14 protein-coding genes are annotated in these 19,845 nt (G+C 63.1%); 7 read left to right on the top strand and 7 right to left on the bottom strand.

The window, feature by feature from the left end:
• Positions 1-117: 117 nt before the first annotated feature.
• Together rfbD and rfbB are read right to left on the bottom strand one after the other, a co-directional pair.
• Positions 118-1,482: a dTDP-4-dehydrorhamnose reductase gene (rfbD, locus tag ABJ196_RS00870; protein ID WP_347304812.1), complete on the bottom strand. Its 1,365-nt coding sequence runs from the start codon at positions 1,480-1,482 to the stop codon at positions 118-120.
• Positions 1,483-2,484 (bottom strand): dTDP-glucose 4,6-dehydratase, encoded by a 1,002-nt coding sequence (gene rfbB / locus ABJ196_RS00865; RefSeq protein ID WP_347304811.1) that lies wholly within the window; start codon positions 2,482-2,484, stop codon positions 1,483-1,485.
• A gap of 182 nt (positions 2,485-2,666) precedes the next feature.
• Between rfbB and ABJ196_RS00860 the strand changes: the two genes are divergently transcribed.
• Entirely contained in the window at positions 2,667-3,890 is a 1,224-nt protein-coding gene (locus ABJ196_RS00860; protein ID WP_347304810.1) for a glycosyltransferase, read from the top strand.
• A 678-nt stretch (positions 3,891-4,568) separates the two neighbouring features.
• Here the strand turns inward: ABJ196_RS00860 and ABJ196_RS00855 are convergent.
• The 4 genes from ABJ196_RS00855 to ABJ196_RS00840 all read right to left on the bottom strand — a co-directional run bounded on the left by ABJ196_RS00855 (position 4,569) and on the right by ABJ196_RS00840 (position 10,252).
• Positions 4,569-6,092 (bottom strand): cellulase family glycosylhydrolase, encoded by a 1,524-nt coding sequence (locus tag ABJ196_RS00855; protein ID WP_347304809.1) that lies wholly within the window; start codon positions 6,090-6,092, stop codon positions 4,569-4,571.
• A 40-nt stretch (positions 6,093-6,132) separates the two neighbouring features.
• Positions 6,133-7,485, bottom strand: coding sequence for a M1 family metallopeptidase (locus ABJ196_RS00850; protein ID WP_347304808.1), 1,353 nt, complete (start codon positions 7,483-7,485; stop codon positions 6,133-6,135).
• A gap of 62 nt (positions 7,486-7,547) precedes the next feature.
• Positions 7,548-8,636 (bottom strand): alpha/beta hydrolase family protein, encoded by a 1,089-nt coding sequence (locus tag ABJ196_RS00845; RefSeq protein WP_347304807.1) that lies wholly within the window; start codon positions 8,634-8,636, stop codon positions 7,548-7,550.
• A gap of 29 nt (positions 8,637-8,665) precedes the next feature.
• Entirely contained in the window at positions 8,666-10,252 is a 1,587-nt protein-coding gene (locus tag ABJ196_RS00840; RefSeq protein ID WP_347304806.1) for an alpha/beta hydrolase family protein, read from the bottom strand.
• A gap of 772 nt (positions 10,253-11,024) precedes the next feature.
• Here ABJ196_RS00840 and lpdA point away from each other — a divergent pair.
• On the top strand, positions 11,025-12,437 hold the full coding sequence (gene lpdA, locus ABJ196_RS00835; protein WP_347304805.1) for a dihydrolipoyl dehydrogenase: 1,413 nt from the start codon (positions 11,025-11,027) through the stop codon (positions 12,435-12,437).
• Between the two features lie 141 nt (positions 12,438-12,578).
• Here lpdA and ramB read toward each other — a convergent pair whose 3' ends face one another.
• Complete coding sequence (gene ramB, locus ABJ196_RS00830; RefSeq protein WP_347304804.1) at positions 12,579-13,985, bottom strand: acetate metabolism transcriptional regulator RamB; 1,407 nt, start codon at positions 13,983-13,985, stop codon at positions 12,579-12,581.
• Between the two features lie 369 nt (positions 13,986-14,354).
• Here ramB and ABJ196_RS00825 point away from each other — a divergent pair, with 369 nt between their 5' ends.
• The 5 genes from ABJ196_RS00825 to ABJ196_RS00805 all read left to right on the top strand — a co-directional run bounded on the left by ABJ196_RS00825 (position 14,355) and on the right by ABJ196_RS00805 (position 19,790).
• Positions 14,355-15,110, top strand: a complete 756-nt coding sequence (locus tag ABJ196_RS00825; RefSeq protein ID WP_066489516.1) for a succinate dehydrogenase cytochrome b subunit — start codon at positions 14,355-14,357, stop codon at positions 15,108-15,110.
• Between the two features lie 17 nt (positions 15,111-15,127).
• Positions 15,128-17,143 (top strand): fumarate reductase/succinate dehydrogenase flavoprotein subunit, encoded by a 2,016-nt coding sequence (locus tag ABJ196_RS00820; protein WP_347304803.1) that lies wholly within the window; start codon positions 15,128-15,130, stop codon positions 17,141-17,143.
• Complete coding sequence (locus ABJ196_RS00815; protein ID WP_347304802.1) at positions 17,143-17,892, top strand: succinate dehydrogenase/fumarate reductase iron-sulfur subunit; 750 nt, start codon at positions 17,143-17,145, stop codon at positions 17,890-17,892. Before ABJ196_RS00820 ends, ABJ196_RS00815 begins: the two co-directional genes overlap by 1 nt.
• A gap of 86 nt (positions 17,893-17,978) precedes the next feature.
• Positions 17,979-18,353 carry a hypothetical protein gene (locus tag ABJ196_RS00810; protein WP_347304801.1) on the top strand — a complete coding sequence of 125 codons (375 nt, stop codon included), beginning with the start codon at positions 17,979-17,981 and terminating at the stop codon, positions 18,351-18,353.
• A gap of 129 nt (positions 18,354-18,482) precedes the next feature.
• Positions 18,483-19,790, top strand: coding sequence for a DUF445 domain-containing protein (locus ABJ196_RS00805; RefSeq protein WP_347304800.1), 1,308 nt, complete (start codon positions 18,483-18,485; stop codon positions 19,788-19,790).
• Positions 19,791-19,845: the final 55 nt, after the last annotated feature.

The raw sequence follows: 19,845 nt of genomic DNA, 5'->3' as shown, positions 1-19,845 counted from the left end.
CGCGCGGCCGATATTCGGCAGAACCGTTCAGAATTCTGCAATTTACCGGTTACGATCCCTGCAATGCAAGGATCGTAACCGGTATTTTGCAGAAGTGAGCGGGAAATCCGCCGGTCGTTAATCCTCAGGAAGGAGCGCGAGGTAGAGTGCGAGCGCCGCGCGCCAGTTCATGGGTGTGAAGCCGGTGGCCTCTATCTTGGACAGGTCGAAGGTCGAGTGGGCCGGGCGCGGGGCCTCGGGGCCGGCAATCTCGGCGTACTGCTCCGTGGAGACCGGCGTGACTTCGGAAGGATCGTGGCCGAGCCCGATGAAAGTGGCCATGGCCATCTCGTCGCGGCCCACGGCGTCGCCCTCGGAGGACAGGTTGTACATCCCGTAAGGAGCCTGCGTTGTGAGCAGATGGACGATTCCCTTCGCCAGGTCCTCCGCGAAGGTCGGACGGCCCTTCTGATCGTGGATGACGGCGGGCTCCACGCCGCGCCGCGCGAGGTTCGCCATGGTCTTGATGAAGTTGTTGCCGTCGCCAAAGACCCACGACGTGCGCACAATATAGTGCTTCGGGCTTGCCGATGCCGCCGCCTCGCCCGCCGCCTTCGACGCGCCGTAGGCAGACAGCGGGGAGGGAATCTCGTCTTCCGTGTGTACCTCGTGGGAGCCGTCGAAGACGTAGTCCGTGGAGACGTGGACGAGCGTGAGATTGTGGTCGGCGGCCACGCGGGCGAGCTTGCCCGGGGCCAGGGCGTTGACGGCCCAGGCGCCCGCGCGGTCGGTCTCCGCGCCGTTGACGTCGTTATACGCCGCACAGTTGATGATGGCGGAGTACTGCTCCCAATCGCGCGCCGCGTACGCGGAGTCATCCGTGATATCGAACTCGGCATGGGTGACGAACTCTGCGTGGGGAAGCAGCGGGCGCAGCGCGCGTCCGAGCTGGCCGTTGGCGCCGGTGACGAGGATGCGGCGTGGGGGCATGGAGGGGGCATCGGCAAGCTGGGGATGGGCGAGGTCTTTCTCGGAGATCTCGGTGGGCTCGAGGGGCCAATCAACCATGTCGAGGTTGACTGCGGCGTAGCGCGCGTCCGGCGACCAGTGTGCGGTGACGAGGTAGGTGTACGCCGTGTCGTCCTCGAGGGCCTGGAAGCCGTTGGCGACGCCGCGCGGGACGAAGACGGCTGTGTCGGGGCCGACCTCGGCGGTGACGAGCTGGCCGTAAGTCTCTGAGCCTTCGCGCAGGTCGCACCATGCGCAGAACGCACGACCGGTAGTTACGGAGATGAACTTGTCCCAGGGCTCGGCGTGGAGGCCGCGCGTGGCGCCTTTCTTCGCACTCAGCGAGACGTTGTTTTGCACCGGCGTGAAGTCCGGCAGGCCTGCGGCGACCATCTTCTCGCGCTGCCAGTTCTCTTTGAACCACCCCCGGTTATCGCTGTGGACGTCGAGGCGGACGAGGAGCAGTCCGTCGATGGTGGTGTTCTCGATGTGCATTTACTGTCCTCGCTGTGCATAGGTTGCTTCCGTGGCGTCCTTGGCCGGGCGCCACCACTCTTCATTGTCGCGGTACCACGCGATGGTCTGCTCGAGGCCTGCGCGCAGGTCCGTGTAGCGCGGCCGCCAGCCGAGTTCGCGCTTGAGCTTCGTCGCGTCCATGGCGTAGCGCTGGTCGTGACCCGGGCGGTCATTCACATGCTCGTAGCCGTCAGCGGGATCGAGGCCCATGAGCTTGCAGATGAGCTCGATGACCTGCTTGTTGTTGATATCCGGCTGGTCCGCGCCAATGTTGTAGGTCTCGCCGATTATGCCCTTGTCCAGGATGTCGAGCACCGCCCGGTTGTGGTCATCCACGTGGATCCAGTCGCGGACCTGCTCGCCGGTGCCGTAGAGCTTCGGCGTGCGCCCGTCCAAGATATTAGTGATCTGGCGGGGGATGAACTTCTCGATGTGCTGGTACGGCCCGTAGTTATTCGAGCAGTTGGAAATTGTGGCGCGCAGACCAAAGCTGCGGACCCAGGCGCGCACGAGGTGATCCGAGCCCGCCTTCGACGCGGAGTAGGGGCTGGACGGCGCATACGGCGTGGCCTCGGTGAACTTAGTGTCCGCGCCGATTTCCAGATCGCCGAAGACCTCGTCCGTGGAGACGTGGTGGAAGCGCACGTCGTGCTGACGCGCGGCCTCAAGGAGCGTGAACGTGCCTACGAGGTTGGTCTGGATGAACGGCGACGGATCCTCGAGCGAGTTGTCGTTGTGGGACTCGGCGGCGAAGTGGACGATGACGTCATTCTTCTGCGCCAGCTCCTCGACGAGCGCGGCGTCCGTGATGTCGCCGTGGACGAACTCGACGTTTTCGAGCCCCGCAAGGTTCGCGCGGTTGCCCGCGTACGTGAGCTTGTCGAGGACGGTGACTTTGATTTCGTCACGCGTAGCGGTGACGAGGCGGACGAAGTTGGCGCCGATGAAGCCGGCGCCGCCGGTAACGAGCATGCTGTGCATGGTTGTCCATCCTAGTCGCCACACGGGGACGCTTCTCTGACCACAGTTGCACAGGGGGATGCGTCGCTGGGCGCGCGTTACCTGTGAGAATGCTGCCGAGAAAGTATTCACATTGACTGATGGAGAAAATCTAAGGAAAATGGGGGGTTTGCACAAAGTGAGCGAATGAAAAGGATTTTCCCGTGGCGCGCATTGCCGTTATGACATCACCGGCGAAGGGGCACCTGTACCCGGTGGTCGATACTCTCCTGGAGCTGCAGTCGCGCGGCCACGAGATTTTCCTCCGCACGATTCCCAACGAGGTCGAGCGCATGAACGCGTTGGGCTTCCACGCGAGCCCGCACGAAGACCGCTCGGATAATAAGGAACTCCATGACTGGGACGCGCCCTCCGGCTTTGCGGCGCTGCAGCTCGTCTTCGACCAACTGGCCGAGCGCATTCCCTACGACTGCGACGAGTTCGAGCTCTTCATCGCGGAGACGAAGCCAGACTTCCTGCTCTGCGACGTGACTGTCTTTGGCGCGCAGCTGGCCGCGGAAAAGTCCGGGTTGCCGTGGGCCGTGTGGTCGCCGACCTTCCTGCCCTATCCTTCCAACGTCGCGCCGCCGTACGGCGTGGGCATGGGCATTCCGCGCACGCGTGCTGAGAAGGCAAAGGCTGCGGTGCTGCGCAGGGCTATCCCGCTGTTGTGGGACACGCAGCTGAAGAAGCGCGTCAACGCCGTGCGCGAGGAACATGGCGTGGATCCCCTCGAGCACGTGCTCGATATCCTCGACATTCCGCCGCTTATCATTAGCTACACGGCAGAGCCTTTCGAGTACTCGCACCCGGATTGGCCGAACCACATCGTGGAAGTCGGACCTGGCCTGTGGTCTCCGCAGCCAGGCGAGGGCATCGTCGATCCCACAGAGGGCATTACGGATCCCATCGTGCTCGTCACGTTGTCCACGGAGTTCCAGAACGACACGGCGCTCGCGCAGTCCGCGCTCGACGCGCTCGACGGCACGGGGATGCACGTCGTGGTCACGACGGGTGCCATCGAGCCCAAGCTCTTGCGCCCGAATAGCAATTGCACCATCGTGCGCCTAGGCGACCACGCGAAGATTCTGGACCACGCGGCGCTGCTCATCGGCCACGGCGGCATGGGTGTTACGCAGAAGGCTCTCATGCGCTCTGTCCCCATGGTCATCGTGCCCTTCGGGCGCGACCAGCACGAGGTGGCGCAGCGCGTCCTCGCCTCGGGCGCAGGCCAGACCATCCCCGGCCGCGATGTCACGCCGGAGAAACTCTACGAAAAGATTGTCTCCGCGCTCACCGTCAGCCACGGCCTGGACGCCATGCTTGACGGCTGCGAGGCCGCCGGCGGTGCGCCGCGCGCCGCAACGCTCATCGAGGAGCGCCTCTAGCCACTCTGTTCGCCCCTTGCATGTCGCCGTTGAGCGTCATGCGAGGGGATTTATTTTTCTCTGACCTCCCCTTTTCTGTGGTGTCAGGGAACCCTTAGTCATTGTGTGCTAACTCCCAGATTGGCTCGTCCGAGCAACGCGAGCAACGGGAATCTGCGCTGGCCACACCATGCCTGGGAATGCTCCCATACACTTCCAAAGTTCGGTATTTCTGCACGTCGCGGCTTGTGTCGCGGGATTTTGCTGGAACGGAAACGGCGCTAGATTGTGCGTCATCGGCAGCGCGCCGCCGGGTCACACCGGGCCGCGCTGCCGAGTACATATCCATCACACTTCAGAAGGGGACATCATGGTTCCCCAGAATTGTGCACAGTTCCAGCTTTCGGTTCCCACCCTGGCCCCGCAGCCGGACTTCCATCTTCCGTTCTAGGAACGGTGTGCGACCTTAAACGGAGGTCCTGACGGTACCGCGGGTGGTGGGTTTGTGGGCGTGGCCATCGCCGTCCTCGTTGTCCCCGTCTTCCGGCGCTGGCAGCATGGGCGCGACCAACGCCGTTTGGACGCGCAGTTGGAGGACTAACGAGCGAAAACACAGAAGGTGTGTGGCACATGGTGTATTTCATTCCCTGGAGGGTGAAATACACCATGTGCCACACACCTTCTGCGTAGATGAAGCGACTAGGCCGGAGTGACCGTGACCTTCACGGCGCCGGCGTCGGCGGCGATGCGCAGGTCGACGTCGCGGAAGATACCGTCGGCTGGGGTGTTCACGGCGTGGCCGCCTTCGACGTGGACGCGGTAGCCATTGGGCGCCCAGATATGCGGCACCTTGATGGTGGATTCAGCACCGGGCTCGAAGGCGCCGGAGCCGTCCGCGCGAGCGGTGTTCCACGTCGCGGTGAAGGCCCCGTCCGTCTTCCAGCCGGTGGGCGTGCCCGCGACGGCAGAGGGGTACGGGGTAGCCAGCTGCTTGACGTTGGACCAGTTGGTGTTGCCGGGCTCGGTGATGGGGCGCGCCGGGTTGATGACCAAAGCCTGATCCTGCCAGGAGGACGCCGTGGTGGCCGGGTCGTAGCCGCCGTACTGCCAGTGGAAGCGCGACTGCATGTACTCGTCAGATAGGCGAGCCTGGTTGCGCAGCAGGTTCGGGTTCTTCGAGGCGCCGAACTCGGCGAGGACCGCCGGCATGTTCTGCGAGTTGGCGTAGGCCCAGGACTGGTTGATGGCCTTGCGGTGATCCGGCTCGCAGACGGCCTCGGGGAACTCGAGCGGGATGGTGCACACCTGCGCATACGAGTTGAACGCGTAGACGGTATTCGCATCCGGCTTCGTGCCCATGTGCGCGGGCGCGCCCATGACGGTGGTGACGTAGCCGGTGAGCCAGATTCCTACCTTCGGATCGTGGCGGCGGATGACGTCGCGGACCTGCTTGTTCAGATCGCGCAGCTTCTGCAGCGTGGATTCGGAACAGAAGTCGAGCGCGCAGGGGATGGTCTCCGCGCCAGCCGAGGGCTCGTTGATGGGGCCGTAGCCGATGATGCCCGGGGTGTCAGCGAAGTAGGCGGCCGTGTGGTCCCACATGTTCACGTAGTGGTCGCGGATGCCCACGCCGTCCGAGGCTTTACGGTTATTGAAGAAGTTATCGAAGGCACGCTGGATGGCGGGGGAGAACTGTGCGACGGCCAGGCCCATGTTCGGGTTGTAGAGACCGTCCGTGAACGTCGCCCATTGCGGGGCGCCCTCGCCGCCCAGGGACTCCGTGTAGAAGTCCTGGTGGTACTCGAGGAAGGTGGAGATGCCGTAGGAGTTAAACATCTCGATGGCCTGCTTGATCTCCGCGAGGTACGCGTCGTTGTACTGGCCCGGCTGCGGCTCGATGGCGGCCCAGCTTATGCCTAGGCGTACCGAGTTGAATCCCTGCTTGGCGAGGAACGCGGCGTCATCCTCGCCGATGCCGAGCGCCTGCGGGGTCCAGGGTGCGCGCTTGTTGACGATATTCTCGCCGTGGAAGGTGACGACTCGACCAGAGTCATCAACAAGCCAGCGGCCCACGGTGTGGGGACGGTTGACGACATTCTCGGTGGTCGCGGCGGCCATGCCGGAGCCGCTTGCCGATGCCGCCGGTGCGAGGCCGCAGGCAAGCACGGCCGCGGTAGCGACGGCGACGGCAGCTTTGGGAAGAGAGAGCAGAGCGTTATTCACCCGATTACACTAACAAAACCGGGGGAATTCTCTCAGGCACTTACGCGGGGAAGTGAGGCAGCGCCGTCTCATCGAGCCAGGCCGCGAGCGTCGCGTCGATATCGGCGGGAGTCACACCCGCGTCCTCGGCGACGCCGTGGAGCTCACGAATGAAGTCCTCCGGTGTCACCGTGCCATGCTGGGAGGCTGCGACGTAGGCGCGGACGGCCTGGGAGAAGGGGGCATCGGAAAGCTGGCGGCGCAGCGCGTGGAGGGTGAGCGCCCCGCGCTTATAGACGCGGTCGTCGAACATGGCGCCCGTGCCGGGATCGGCAACGAGAATGTCCTTCTTCTTCCGGGTGAGGACATCGTAGTGGGAACGTGCGGTCTCATGCGCGGTGGGGCCGCCGGAATGCTCGCCCCAGAGCCACTCGGAGTAGCAGGCAAAGCCCTCGTTGAGCCAAATATCGCGCCAGGCGGCCAGGCCCAAGGAATTGCCAAACCACTGGTGGGAGAGCTCGTGGGCGATGAGCCGCTCGAAGCTGCCGTTCGTGTGGTTGGCGCCGAAGATGGACAGGCCCTGGGCTTCCAACGGGATCTCGAGCTCGTCCTCGGTGACGACGACCTGGTAATCGTCGAAGGGATAAGCGCCGTAGGTCTCCGCGAAAAAGTCAAGCATCTCCTGTTGCTCGGCGAAGGCCTCGCGGACCTGAGACTGGAGCTCCGCCGGGGCCCAGGCGCGGGTATCCGGCCCAAGCTTCATCTCGGTGAACTCGCCCACCATGACCGTGGCGAGGTACGTCGCCATGGGGTGCGAGGTCCGGTAATGCCAGCGCGTCATAGATCCGGAGCGCTTGTGGGAGACGAGCTCGCCATTGCTCACGACGGTAAACGGGGACTCCGCCGTGATGATGATGTCGTAGGGCGCTTTCGCGCTGGGCGTATCATCGCACGGGAACCAGCTGGGCGCGCCGCATGGCTGGCTCGCCACGAGGGAGCCCGACTCCGTCTCCTCCCAGCCGATCTCGCCCCATGCTGTGCGCAGCGGGCGCGGGGTACCACCGTAGCGAATAACAAGATCGAGCTCCGCTCCGGCGGCGAGCTCATCGCTGAAGGAGACACGGAGCTTGCCGTTCGACTGGCGGAACTTCGCGACATGCGCGCCCTTCGCGCTTACGCGCCGGGCGACCATCGCTCCTGCGAGGTCCACGGTGAGTCTTTCCAGCGGCTCGTCGCCGACGCGCAGGCGCAACGTGGCCTCGCCCTGGAGACGATTGGGCTCGACGTTATAGGTGAGATCGAGGCGATAATGCTCGACGGTAAAACCCAGGTTGTACTCGACAGAAGTGTACGGATCGCGGGCAGGTTCCTTGAGAAAAACGCCCGCGCGGGCGAGAGAGTCAAGCGTTGTCATAATGCTTGAAACTCTACCGCCCGCGGAGTGCCGACTGTGAGTCGGTGGAGACTACGCCGGATTTACTTGGCGTAGAACGCGCGCCAGAAGGTGCCCCAGGATGCCTCGAGGTCCTGGCGCCAGCCCGGCCAGGAGTGCGTGCCGATGGTGCGGAAGTTGTAGTCCGCGCCGATGCCGGACTTGTCCAGCTTGGCCTTGAGGTTGTGCGTGCAGTGGTTGACGGCGGCCTCGATGACGCCACCTTCGACGACGAGCTGGGTGACACCGACAGCGACGACGGCCGGGTTCATGCCCTGCTTGAGGTAGTACTCCGGAAGGTCAGTCTCGGACGCAAGCCCGGAGGCTGCGGAGATGTAGAGCTCCGAGCCGCGCAGCTTCTCAGCGTTGAGGTACGCGTCGTTGTAGCGGTTATAGTCGCCACCCATCGGGCCCCACATCTGCTCCGGCTGGCCGCCGCCACGGTTGACAGTGAGGCGCAGGAATTCGTACTGCATGGGCGCGGCGGTCTGCGCGCAGCCAGCGTAGGAGCCGACGGCGTCGTAGAAGCCCTGGTTGTGCTCGGCGAGCAGCAGCGCGGAGGTTGCGGACATGGACATGCCAGCAATCGCGCGCTTGTTATTGGCCTCCAAGCGCTGCTCGAGCGGTCCCGGCAGCTCCTTGGTGAGGAAGGTCTCCCACTTCTGCGGTCCGTTCAAGTACTTGCCGTTCGGGTCTTGGACCCAGTCCGTGTAGTAGGAGAACGCGCCAGCCTGTGGGATGACGACGTTGACCTTCTTATCGGCGTAGAAGTCCACGACCTGGGACAGGGTGGCCCAGTCAGCGTCTTGCTCGGCGCCACCGGCACCGTTGAGCAGGTAGATGGTCGGGCGGTTCGCCTCACCCGCCGGGATGACGGCGAGCGGGATGGCGCGGCCGTTCATGGCTGGCGAGGTGGCCTGCAGCTTGAGCACGCGCGGGTCGTTGCCGAACTTCTTAAACCACGCTTGGCTAGCGACGGCGTCGGTGACCTGAAGATCGCCCACCTGCGAGACCGGGGTGTCACCGGCGACCTGCTGCGGCGTGAGAACCGCAGCGCTTGCCGGGACGAGGGTGGCGGTAGCCAGCGTGGCGGCCACAGACGTTGCCGCGAGGAAGGACGTAAAGCGCTTCATGAGGGTCAATATTCCTTGCAGTGAGAGGTTTAGTTGGTCGCGGCGAGATCGTCAGCGGTGTCGGTGCCGTTGGTGAGGGCGTCTGCGGCGGCCGCGGCAGCGTCGGTGACGTTGTTGAGCGCGCCGGTGTTGCGCTCGGCAGCGTTGGCTTCGTTCTCTTTCTCAGCGGTCGGCGAGAGCTTTTCGACGGTCTCGGCGTTGGCAGCCTGCGGGGCGGCAGAGCGGTCTTCCGATGCCTCCGGAGTTGCGGTCGGCACCTCGGTGGACGCATCTTGGCCGAACGCGGCAGCGTAGGTCGGCCAGGACTTCCAGATGTCTTCCTTCCAGCCCGGCCAGGAGTGGGTGCCGGTTGCGCGGAAGTTCCAGTCAGCGTCGATGCCCTCGCGGTCCATCTTGCGCTTGAGCTGGGTGGTGCAGTCGAACATTGCGGCCTCGATGGCGCCGCCTTCGACGACGAGCGTGGACGAGGACTTGAATGCGGAGGACAGGTCGCCGCCGTTTTTCTCCGCGATCGAGGACAGGTTTTCGTGTTCGCCCGGCAGGCCGGTCGAAGCGGAGACGTAGGTGTGCGTGCCCTTCAGGTTGTTGGAGTTGATGAGCGCGTCGTTGAAGCGGTTGTACTCCCCACCGCGCGGGCCCCACATCTGCTCCGGCGTCGCGTTATTGGCGCGGTTGACGGTGAGACCAACGTAGAAGTTCGTCATCGGTGTGGAGGTCGCGGCACAACCAGAGTAGGAGCCGACGGCGTTGTAGAAGCCCGGGTTGTGCTCGGCGAGGAGGAGCGCGGAGGTCGCGGACATGGACATGCCGGCGATGGCGCGCATGCCGTTGCCGTTGATGTGGGCGTTCACGGTTGCGCCGTCAGTGGCGGTGGACTGATCCTCCGGAGCATCCTTGGCCAGCTCGCCCTCGAGCGGTCCCGGCAGCTCCTTGGTGAGGAAGGTTTCCCAGCTCTGGGGGCCGGGCAGGTACGTGCGGGTCTCTACCGTGTCCGTGGGGTGCGGCGAGTTGTACCAGTCCGTGTAGTAGGAGAAGGCACCGGCCTGGACCACGACGACGTTGACGTTCTTAGACTTGTAGAAGTCGACGAGGTTGGTCTTACCCTCCTCGCCGCTGGTCATGTAGAGCCAGTCCATGCCCTGCTCTGCGCCGCCAGCGCCGTTGAGCAGGTAGATGGTCGGACGTGCTGCATCGAAGTTGCCGGTGGGCGTGATGACGGCGAGCGGGACCTCGCGGTTGTTCATGGACGGCGAGGTGGCCGTCATGAACTTGACCTTGCCCTTTGAATTGTTGACGTCAGAAAGCCAGCGCCACTTCTCGTTCTTCGGGGTGACCGTCATCTTGATTTTGTCATCGGCGCCGCGGACGTAGTCGTTGCCGTCCTTGGTGATGAGGCCCTTCTCTGCCATGAACGGCAGGACGTTGTCGTACTGCTTGATGACGGAGAGCTGAGAGCGGTCGACCTGGTCCAAGCTGTCGACGTTCCAGCGGCTGGCTGCGTCTGCAGCGGCGACGGGGGCCATCTTGTCGTCGGCCTGGGCAAGGGGAGCGGTGGCAAGGCCGAGAGTGAGCGCGACCGCGGCGGAGGTCGTGGTGAGAGTCCTCAAGAACTTCATGTGGTGGCTTCCTGTGTATTTCCTGGCGAGTCCGTGCGGTGCTGGTGGGCGACCTTGACGGGCACGTAGAGATCCATGTGCATCTTCTTGAAACATCGTTGTCTATCCGTCCATCGTTATCAAGCCTTTATGAAATCTCAGGCGCGACCGGTTTTGACGGGGGTGGTGCGCCTGATGGTGGAGCGACGAGATCTGGTGGGCGAGGAGACGTATGGGCTGGCGGCGACCTGGTTGGTGCCACAGTCCACGCGATTGTGACAAGAGTTTAACAGGTAAAAATTGTTACCCCTGGTACTGAAGTGGCGTTTGTGTCATAATTTCAGGGACCATTTGTGGGTGGCATCGCCGTGGCGCGTTCGCGCCGGGAGGTAACGCCCGCGCTGACGGTAGCGACAAGTAAAGATAGAGACCCCGTGTTGCGCGAGGCCGCGTCGCTCTATGTCGGCGAAGAACACCTGACCTTCCAAAGGAAATTTCATCATGTCTTTTGACAGCATCATTCTGGCTATCAACAACGCTCTCGGCCCGTTCGTCCACATGGGCTCCTCCAACCTTTCTATGGCGCTGCTCGACTTCGGTCTCATCTAAGTTCGGTTTCAGCGCCTGGGGCTTGAATCCCCGTTTCCGCGCGTCGCGTGCCCCCGTTTCGAGGGGGTGGCGGCGCGCGTTCGTTGTCTCTTGGTGGTGTCTGTGCGCGGGGACGCGGCGCGGGAGGGGGCGCGTTTGGGGGAAGAAAAGACAAAAGGGGGAGAGGATTAGTATCCTGTAGTGCGTGACTAATGAACATTATGACGTTGTAGTACTCGGCGCGGGCCCCGGTGGCTACGTTGCCGCCATCCGCGCAGCACAGCTGGGCAAGAAGGTTGCCGTTATCGAGAAGCAGTACTGGGGCGGAATCTGCCTCAACGTGGGCTGCATCCCGTCCAAGGCGCTGCTTAAGAACGCTGAGGTTGCCCACACCTTCAACTTTGAGGCCAAGGACTTTGGTATCTCGGGTGAGGTGTCCTTCGACTACGGTGTGGCGCACAAGCGCTCCCGCAAGGTTTCTGCAGGCATCGTCAAGGGCGTGCACTTCCTCATGCGCAAGAACAAGATCCAGGAGATTAACGGTCTGGGCTCGTTCAAGGACGGACACACCATCGAGATCACCGAGGGTGACGACAAGGGCAAGACCGTCACCTTCGACGACTGCATTATCGCCACTGGCTCCGTTGTCCGCTCCCTGCCGGGCGTGGAAATCGGCGGCAACATCGTGTCCTTCGAGGAGCAGATCCTTAAAGAAGAGGCTCCGAAGTCCATGGTTATCGTGGGCGCCGGCGCGATCGGCATGGAGTTCGCCTACGTCCTGGCTAACTACGGTGTGGACGTTACCATCGTCGAGTTCATGGACCGCGTCCTGCCGAATGAGGACAAGGACGTCTCCAAGGAGATCGCCAAGCAGTACAAGAAGCTCGGCGTGAAGCTGCTCACCGGCTACAAGACCACGTCCATCACGGACAACGGCTCCGACGTTACCGTCGAGGTCGAGTCCAAGGACGGCTCCAAGACGGACTCGCTTACCGTTGAGCGTTGCATGGTCTCCATCGGCTTCGCCCCGCGCGTTGAGGGCTTTGGCTTGGAGAACACTGGCGTCAAGCTCACCGAGCGCGGTGCCATTGAGATCGACGACTACATGCGCACGAACGTCGAGCACATCTACGCTATCGGCGACGTCACGGCCAAGCTGCAGCTGGCACACGTGGCTGAGGCGCAGGGTGTTATCGCCGCCGAGGTTATCGCTGGCGCGGAGACCCAGATCCTGGGCGATTACATGAACTTGCCACGCGCGACCTTCTGCAACCCGCAGGTCGCCTCCTTCGGCTACACCGAAGAAGCCGCTCGCGAGAAGTTCCCGGACCGCGAGATCAAGGTCGCTACCTTCCCGTTCTCCGCAAACGGCAAGGCTGCCGGTCTCAACGAGACCGCAGGCTTCGTCAAGCTCATTGCTGATGGCGAGTACGGCGAGCTCATCGGTGGACACATGGTCGGTGCCAACGTCTCCGAGCTGCTTCCGGAGCTCACCCTGGCACAGCGCTTCGACCTCACGGCTGAGGAAATCGGACGCAACGTCCACACCCACCCGACGCTGTCTGAGGCCATGAAGGAAGCTGCCGAGGGCATCGGCGGCCACATGATCAACCTCTAAACTGCGCACGCAGAACACAGGCCCTTCCGGGTAGTTCATCTGAACTACGTGGAAGGGCCTTATCTTTGCGCGGGGACTGGCGCTACGGGGAGATGCCGTCCGGGGTGCGGAGTCCGGAGGGCGCGTGCGCCTGGAAGCGCGCTAGTACGGGGCGATGGTGGAGGAGTGCGCGTCGATGTCGAGCGACTCGTTGATGGCGGGGAAGGCGCGCTGGGCGCAATTGGTGCGCGGGCACGTGCGACATCCGGCGCCGATGGGCGTTGCGGCGGCATCGGAAAGCTCCAGCCCCGCGGCGTAGACCGTGCGATCTGCATGGCGGGACTCGCAGCCGAGGCCAATGGCGAAGAGCTTATTGGTGTCGCTGAAGCGGCTCTGGTGGTGGCGGACGGCGCGCGCGACCCAGAGGTAGTTGCGCCCGTCGGGCATCTGAGCGAGCTGGCGGACGATGACCTCAGGCTGGGCGAAGGACTCGTAGACGCACCAGAGCGGGCAGGTGCCGCCCGAGTTGGCGAAGTGCACGCCAGTTGCGGACTGGCGCTTGGACATATTGCCGGCGCGGTCGACGCGAACGAAGGTAAAGGGGATTCCTCGCTTATTGGGGCGCTGCAACGTGGAGAGGCGGGAGGCGACCGTCTCATAGCCCACGCCGAAGACTTGGCAGAGGTACTCGATGTCGTAGCCGGCTGTCTCAGCCTGGGAATGCATGAGGCCGTAGGGCAGGAGAGTGGCGGCCGCGAAGTAACTGGCGACGCCACGCTTGGCAAGATTCACGGAGGCCTCGGATGTGAAGGGCTCGTGCGACACGAGCGTAGAGATATCCGAGCCGGCCTCAAGGTAGCTGAGCTCCGCGGCCATGCGGAAAGCGCGCTGTCCGGTGCTCAGCCGCGCGGCGAGCTCGAGCGTGCCGGTCTCCGGGTTGAAGCGGTGGAGCGTATCGCCGAGGTCGGGCTGCGTGCGGATCTCAATATTGTGTTTCTCGCGCAGGCGCGTGGCAATGGCCGCCTCGGTGTCGCGGATTCCGAACTCTGCGATGTTCAGGTCGTGGGCGAGACGCTCGGCCTGGTGGTCGAGATTGTCGAAATAGTTCTGCCGGGCATAGAAGAAATCGCGGACCTCGTCATGTGGCATGGACAGCGTTTGCGCACCGGGGCCACTACGCCGCGTGTCCGTGACCAGCGTGAGCTTATCGCGTATGGTGCGGTAACGGCGGTGGACGTCGACGAGCGTGCGTGCGACGGACGGGTGGTTATAAACGAGTTCCGAAAGTTCCTGAAGCTCGACCGGCGAGGGGGAGATTTCCTGGTCCTGAATGACGTCCTGGATTTCGGCGAGGAGACGGGAATCATCGTCGCGAGAGAAGAACGTGGCGTCGACGCCGAAGACCTCCGTGATCTTCATGAGGACCGGCACGGTGAGTGGACGGACATCATGTTCGATCTGGTTGACGTAGCTGGCGGACAGGCCGAGCGTCGACGCGAGCGAGGCCTGGGAAAGATCTCGTTCGCGGCGGAGCTGGCGGAGGCGGGAGCCGACGTAGGTCTTGGACATGTGAGCTAGGCTACCTGGAACCCCGTGAGCGATCCGCAAAATTTGCACAACTTCTGTGAAGTAAGTTTGCGAGCCGGACATTCGGGGGTGGATCGTGCGAAAGATTGATACCTAAAGGGGGAAGACTTTCACGTTTCGCTACTCGGGTGAGGAAAGTCACATCAGTGTGTATAAATACGCAACACAACCGTTTCGTAAATCTAAGTCCCCAAGCGTGTTGCAAGTTTTAACATCTGTGACTTAGGCGATCCATGCCTAATGTATTTAATACGGAAATGGGCATGCGCCGGGATCGCTCATTCTTGACTCAAAATCGAATAGTAACCAGCAGTTCAGCGGGTTAATCTAAGGGGCGACTATGGAGGTGTCATGACTGTAAGAAATCCTGACCGTGAGGCTCTCGCTCACGGCCGCATCACTAATGAAACTGTGCGTACCAAGCCGGGCGTTCCGAGCTGGGTACTCAAGCTGACCATGGCCATCACTGGCCTCATCTTTGCGCTTTTCGTTGTCGGTCACATGGCCGGCAACCTCAAGCTCTACTTGCCGAACCACGACGGCGCCCCGGCGCTCGACGTCTACGGCGAGTACCTGCGCTCCCTGGGTGAGCCGCTGCTCCCGCACGGCGCGTTCCTGTGGATGTTCCGTATTGTGCTGCTCGCCTGCCTGGTGGGCCACGTCTATGGCGCATTCGCTCTTACCGCCCGTTCCAAGCAGTCTCGCGGCAAGTTCAAGCGCACGAACCTCATGGGTGGCCTGGATTCCTTCGCCACGAAGACCATGATCGTCACCGGCGTTGTCCTGCTGCTCTTCGTCATCTTCCACCTGCTGGACCTGACCATTGGCGCAGCCCCGGTCGCATCCGCGGCCTTCGAGCACGGCGCCGTGAAGGCCAATATGCTGGCAACGTTTAGCCGTTGGCCCGTGACGATCGTCTATGTCATCGCGATGTGCTGCCTGTTCCTGCACCTGACCCACGGCATCCGCCTTGCTGCGTCTGACCTGGGTATCACCGGCCGTAAGTGGCGCCAGACCTTCCTGGTTCTGGCCTACATCATCCCGGCGGTCGTCTGCTTGGGCAACATCATCATGCCGCTGTCCGTCGCCTTTGGCTGGGTCTCTTAAAGGAGCGTTGTAAACCCATGACTACTACTGAATTGAAGCGCGAGCACCCGAACTTCACGCACCCGCAGTCCATCGTTCCGGGCGTGACCGCAGGCACCATTCTGGAATCTCACGAGCCGCACGGCGTGCCGATGCGCGACATGTGGGACCACCAGAAGGACCACATGCAGCTGGTCTCCCCGCTCAACCGCCGCAAGTTTGAGATCCTCGTCGTCGGTACCGGCCTGTCCGCTGGTGCTGCCGCCGCTGCCCTCGGCGAACTGGGCTACACCGTGAAGGTCTTCACCTACCACGACTCCCCGCGCCGTGCGCACTCCATCGCCGCCCAGGGTGGCGTGAACTCCTCGCGTCACAAGAAGGTCGACAATGACTCCGCGTACCGCCACACCAAGGACACCGTCAAGGGCGGCGACTACCGTTGCCGCGAGTCCGACTGCTGGCGCCTGGCCTACGAGTCCGTGCGTGTCATCGACCACATGAACGCCATTGGCGCTCCGTTCGCTCGTGAGTACGGCGGAACCCTCGCTACCCGTTCCTTCGGTGGTGTTCAGGTCTCTCGTACCTACTACACCCGTGGCCAAACGGGTCAGCAGCTGCAGCTGTCCACGACCTCGGCGCTCTACCGCCAGATCGGTCTGGGCAACGTGGAGCTCTTCGCGCACCACGACATGCAGGACATCATCACCTACAACGACGGTGGTAAGAAGCGCGTGGGCGGCATTGTCACCCGCAACCTGATTACGGGTGAGCTCAAGGCCTTCACCGGTCACTCCGTCATCCTGGGCACTGGTGGTTACGGCAACGTCTACCACATGTCCACGCTGGCTAAGAACTCCAACGCAGGCGCCATCATGCGTGCCTACGAGCAGGGCGCGTACTTCGCATCCCCGGCGTTCATCCAGTTCCACCCGACGGGCCTGCCGGTCAACTCCGAGTGGCAGTCCAAGACGATCCTCATGTCGGAGTCTCTCCGTAACGACGGTCGCATTTGGTCGCCGGTGAAGGAAGGCGACGACCGCCCGGCCAACGAGATTCCGGAAGAGGAGCGCGACTACTTCCTCGAGCGCCGCTACCCGGCCTTCGGTAACCTCGTCCCGCGTGACGTTGCGTCCCGCGCCATCTCCCAGCAGATCAACAAGGGCCTGGGTGTTGGACCGCTGCACAACTCGGTGTACCTCGACTTCCGCGACGCCATCGAGCGTCTGGGCAAGGACGTCATCCGTGAGCGCTACTCCAACCTCATCGAGATGTACGAAGAGGCCATCGGTGAGTCCGCGTACGAGACGCCGATGCGTATCGCACCGACCTGCCACTTCACCATGGGTGGCCTGTGGACGGACTTCAACGAGATGACCTCCATCGACGGTCTCTTCGCCGCCGGTGAGTGCTCCTGGACCTACCACGGCGCGAACCGCCTGGGTGCCAACTCCCTGCTGTCCGCTTCCGTCGATGGTTGGTTCACCCTGCCGTTTACCATCCCGAACTACCTGGCTGACCACCTTGGCGAGGCCAAGCTGGCTGAGGACTCTGCTGAGGCTGTCGAGGCTCTGAACCGCGCACAGTCGCGCATCGACCGCCTCATGGGCATTCGCGGCGAGAACCCGCACGGCCCGGCGTACTACCACCGCCAGCTGGGTGAGATCCTCTACTGGGGTTGCGGCGTGTCCCGCAACATCGAGGACCTCAAGGTCGCCATCGAGAAGATCCGCGCCCTGCGCGCTGACTTCTGGGCCAACGTCCGCATCACGGGTGCTGCCAACGACATGAACCAGGTGCTCGAGTACGGCCTGCGCGTGGCCGACTACATCGACCTGGGCGAGCTCATGTGCGTTGACGCTCTCGACCGCGACGAGTCCTGTGGCGCCCATTTCCGCGACGACCACCTCACCGAGGATGGCGAGGCTGCGCGTGACGACGAGAACTGGTGCTTCGTGTCTGCATGGGAGCCCGGTGCAGCTGAGGGCGAGTTCATTCGCCACGCTGAGCCGCTGTACTTCGATTCGATTCCGCTGATGACAAGGAACTACAAGTAATGAAACTTAACCTGAAGATTTGGCGTCAGGCCGGACCGACTGAAGAAGGACACTTTGAGGATGTCCAGGTCGATGACGCAGCAGAGCAGATGTCCATCCTGGAGCTGCTGGACCACGTCAACGAGGGCTACATCGAGCGCGGCGAGGAGCCGTTCGCGTTCGCCTCTGACTGCCGCGAAGGTATTTGCGGTACCTGTGGTCTGCAGGTCAACGGCCGCCCCCACGGCCCGGGCCAGAACACCCCGACCTGCCAGCAGCGTCTGTTCCAATTCAAGGACGGCGACACCCTGAAGATCGAGCCGATGCGCTCCGCCGCATACCCGGTCATCAAGGACATGATCGTCGACCGTGCCGCGCTGGACCACGTCATGGAGCAGGGCGGCTACGTCTCCATCATGGGCGGTACCGCCCCGGATGCGGATACCCTCCACGTCAACCACGAGACGTCTGAGTACGCCCTCGACCACGCGGCCTGCATCGGCTGTGGCGCCTGCGTCGCCGCCTGCCCGAACGGTGCAGCCCACCTGTTCACTGGCGCCAAGCTGGTGCACCTCTCCCTCATGCCGCTGGGCAAGGAAGAGCGTGGCCGTCGCGCCCGCAACATGGTCGATGACCTGGAGACCAACTTCGGTCACTGCTCTCTTTACGGCGAGTGTGCCGATGTCTGCCCGGCCGGCGTTCCGCTGACCGCAGTGAGTGCCGTCACCCGTGAGCGCGCTCGCGCGGCTCTGCGTGGCAAGGACGACTAAAATGACGCTGTACCCGCGCGAAAAGCCTTCGCGTGGGTGCTATAGTCTGTTACTGAAGTTAAAAGAAACGAGAGAAAGTGTCAGCCATGAGCGACAATCATGCAGTAGCTGATTACCTGGAGGAGACCTACCCCGACTTCTCCTACAAGATCCAGGACGGCTACATCGAGGGTTACGATCCCGTCTCCTTCGGTGCTCCGCACTCCTCCCTGCTGCGCGCCTCTACGTGGATCGGCATGGGCCTTATCCTGGGCATTCTGCCGGCAGCCGGCACCATCATCTGGGGTGTGTCCTCCGGCATGTTCTGGGGCGGTTCCTCATCCGAGGGGAACCAGGCACAGATCACCCTCTATATCGGTATCGCTGCGACTATCATCGTCTCCGTCGCCGCTGTGGCGCTGGTGACCTTTGGTCGCCGCTTCTACCGCCAGTACCGTCAGGAGACTGGCCGCGTGAACTAATTCCTCACGCACGCATTCACCCCCGCTGCCCACCCCGGGCGCGGGGGTTTTATGCACCCTAGTTTCGAGATTTTCGCCACTAACAAGGACCCCTGCCCCGTGTCCCCGCGAGGGCGCGAAAGGATGACCATGACGCACCGCGCCGCCGAGCCCACCTCTCCGTTCGTTCCTGCCCCGAGTAACCAGGACGCCCGCAGCGCCGAGCTGCGCCGTTGGAAGCGCTACATGCTGCTGCTGCTCGTGCTCGCCGCCGTGGTGTTCCTCAGCTGCTCGTGGTGGCAGCACACGGCCGGGGGCGCCCCGGGCTGGGTGGGTTACCTGCGCGCCTTCGCGGAGGCCGGCATGGTGGGTGGCCTCGCGGATTGGTTTGCGGTGACCGCGCTCTTCCGGCATCCGATGGGCCTGAAGATTCCGCATACGGCGCTCATCCCGGAAAACAAGGACAAGGTGGGCGACGCGCTGAGCGAGTTCGTCGAGGAGAATTTCCTGACGCCTGATGCGCTGAGCGGCAAGATCCACGAGTGGGACGTGCCTCGCAAGGCTGCGGAATGGATCACAGGGGAGGGCAATGCCCATTACGCTTCGGAAGTCATCGGTACGCGCTTGGCCTCCGTTATCCGCGACATCGATCCGCAGGATGCGGCGACGCTCATCCAATCCCAGATCATCGACCGTGCCATGGAACCGGAGTGGGGACCGCCCGCCGGGCGCGTGCTGGAATCCTTCATCGCCGAAGGTAAGGCTCGTCCGCTCGAGGATGATCTTATTGCCTGGGCGCACGCCAAGATCCTCACCATGGAGGACACGGTGGTCACGACTATCGATGAACGCATGCCTGGCTGGGCCCCGCGTTTTGCCCGCAACCTCGTGGGCGAGAAGGTCTACGCGGAGCTCGTCGGCTTCGCGGACGAGGTCGTCGCGGATTCCAACCACGACGCGCGCCTGGCCATCCGGCGGAACCTCTCCAAGCTCGCGCAGGATCTTCAGTGGGACCCGCAGCTCATCGCCAAGGTCGAGGGCATCAAGGCCGACGTTCTCGCCTCCGATCGCATGCAGCGCGCCCCTGAAGCCATCTGGGCGTCCGTCTCCGCCACGCTCGTGGAGATGCTCGAAGACGAAACCTCGCTGCTGCGCACGAAGATCGAGACCGAGCTCGACGCGTATGGCCAGCGCCTGCTCGCGGACCCCGAAAAGATGGCGGAGCTGGGCGAGCTCGTGGACAAGGCTGCCCGCTACCTCGCTGAGAAGTTCGCGCCGGACCTTGTGAGCATTATCCCCGAGACCATCAAGAGCTGGGATGCCACGGAGGCCAGCGAGAATATCGAGCTCATGGTGGGCAAGGACCTCCAGTTCATTCGCTTGAACGGCACCCTCGTGGGTGGCTTCGCGGGCTTGGCCATCTACAGCGCGAACCAACTCTTCCTCCTTCTCACTTAAGTCATCTGGGATGGCTTAAACCGTCCCGTCTGCCCGCGTCCCGCCTACACTTGGT

It is taken from the genome of Corynebacterium sp. SA-MJD20WY100 (assembly GCF_039822565.1).
Classification (GTDB): domain Bacteria; phylum Actinomycetota; class Actinomycetes; order Mycobacteriales; family Mycobacteriaceae; genus Corynebacterium; species Corynebacterium phoceense_A.
Note: the sequence above shows the minus strand (reverse complement) of the source record. Positions and strands in the feature narration are given on the sequence as shown.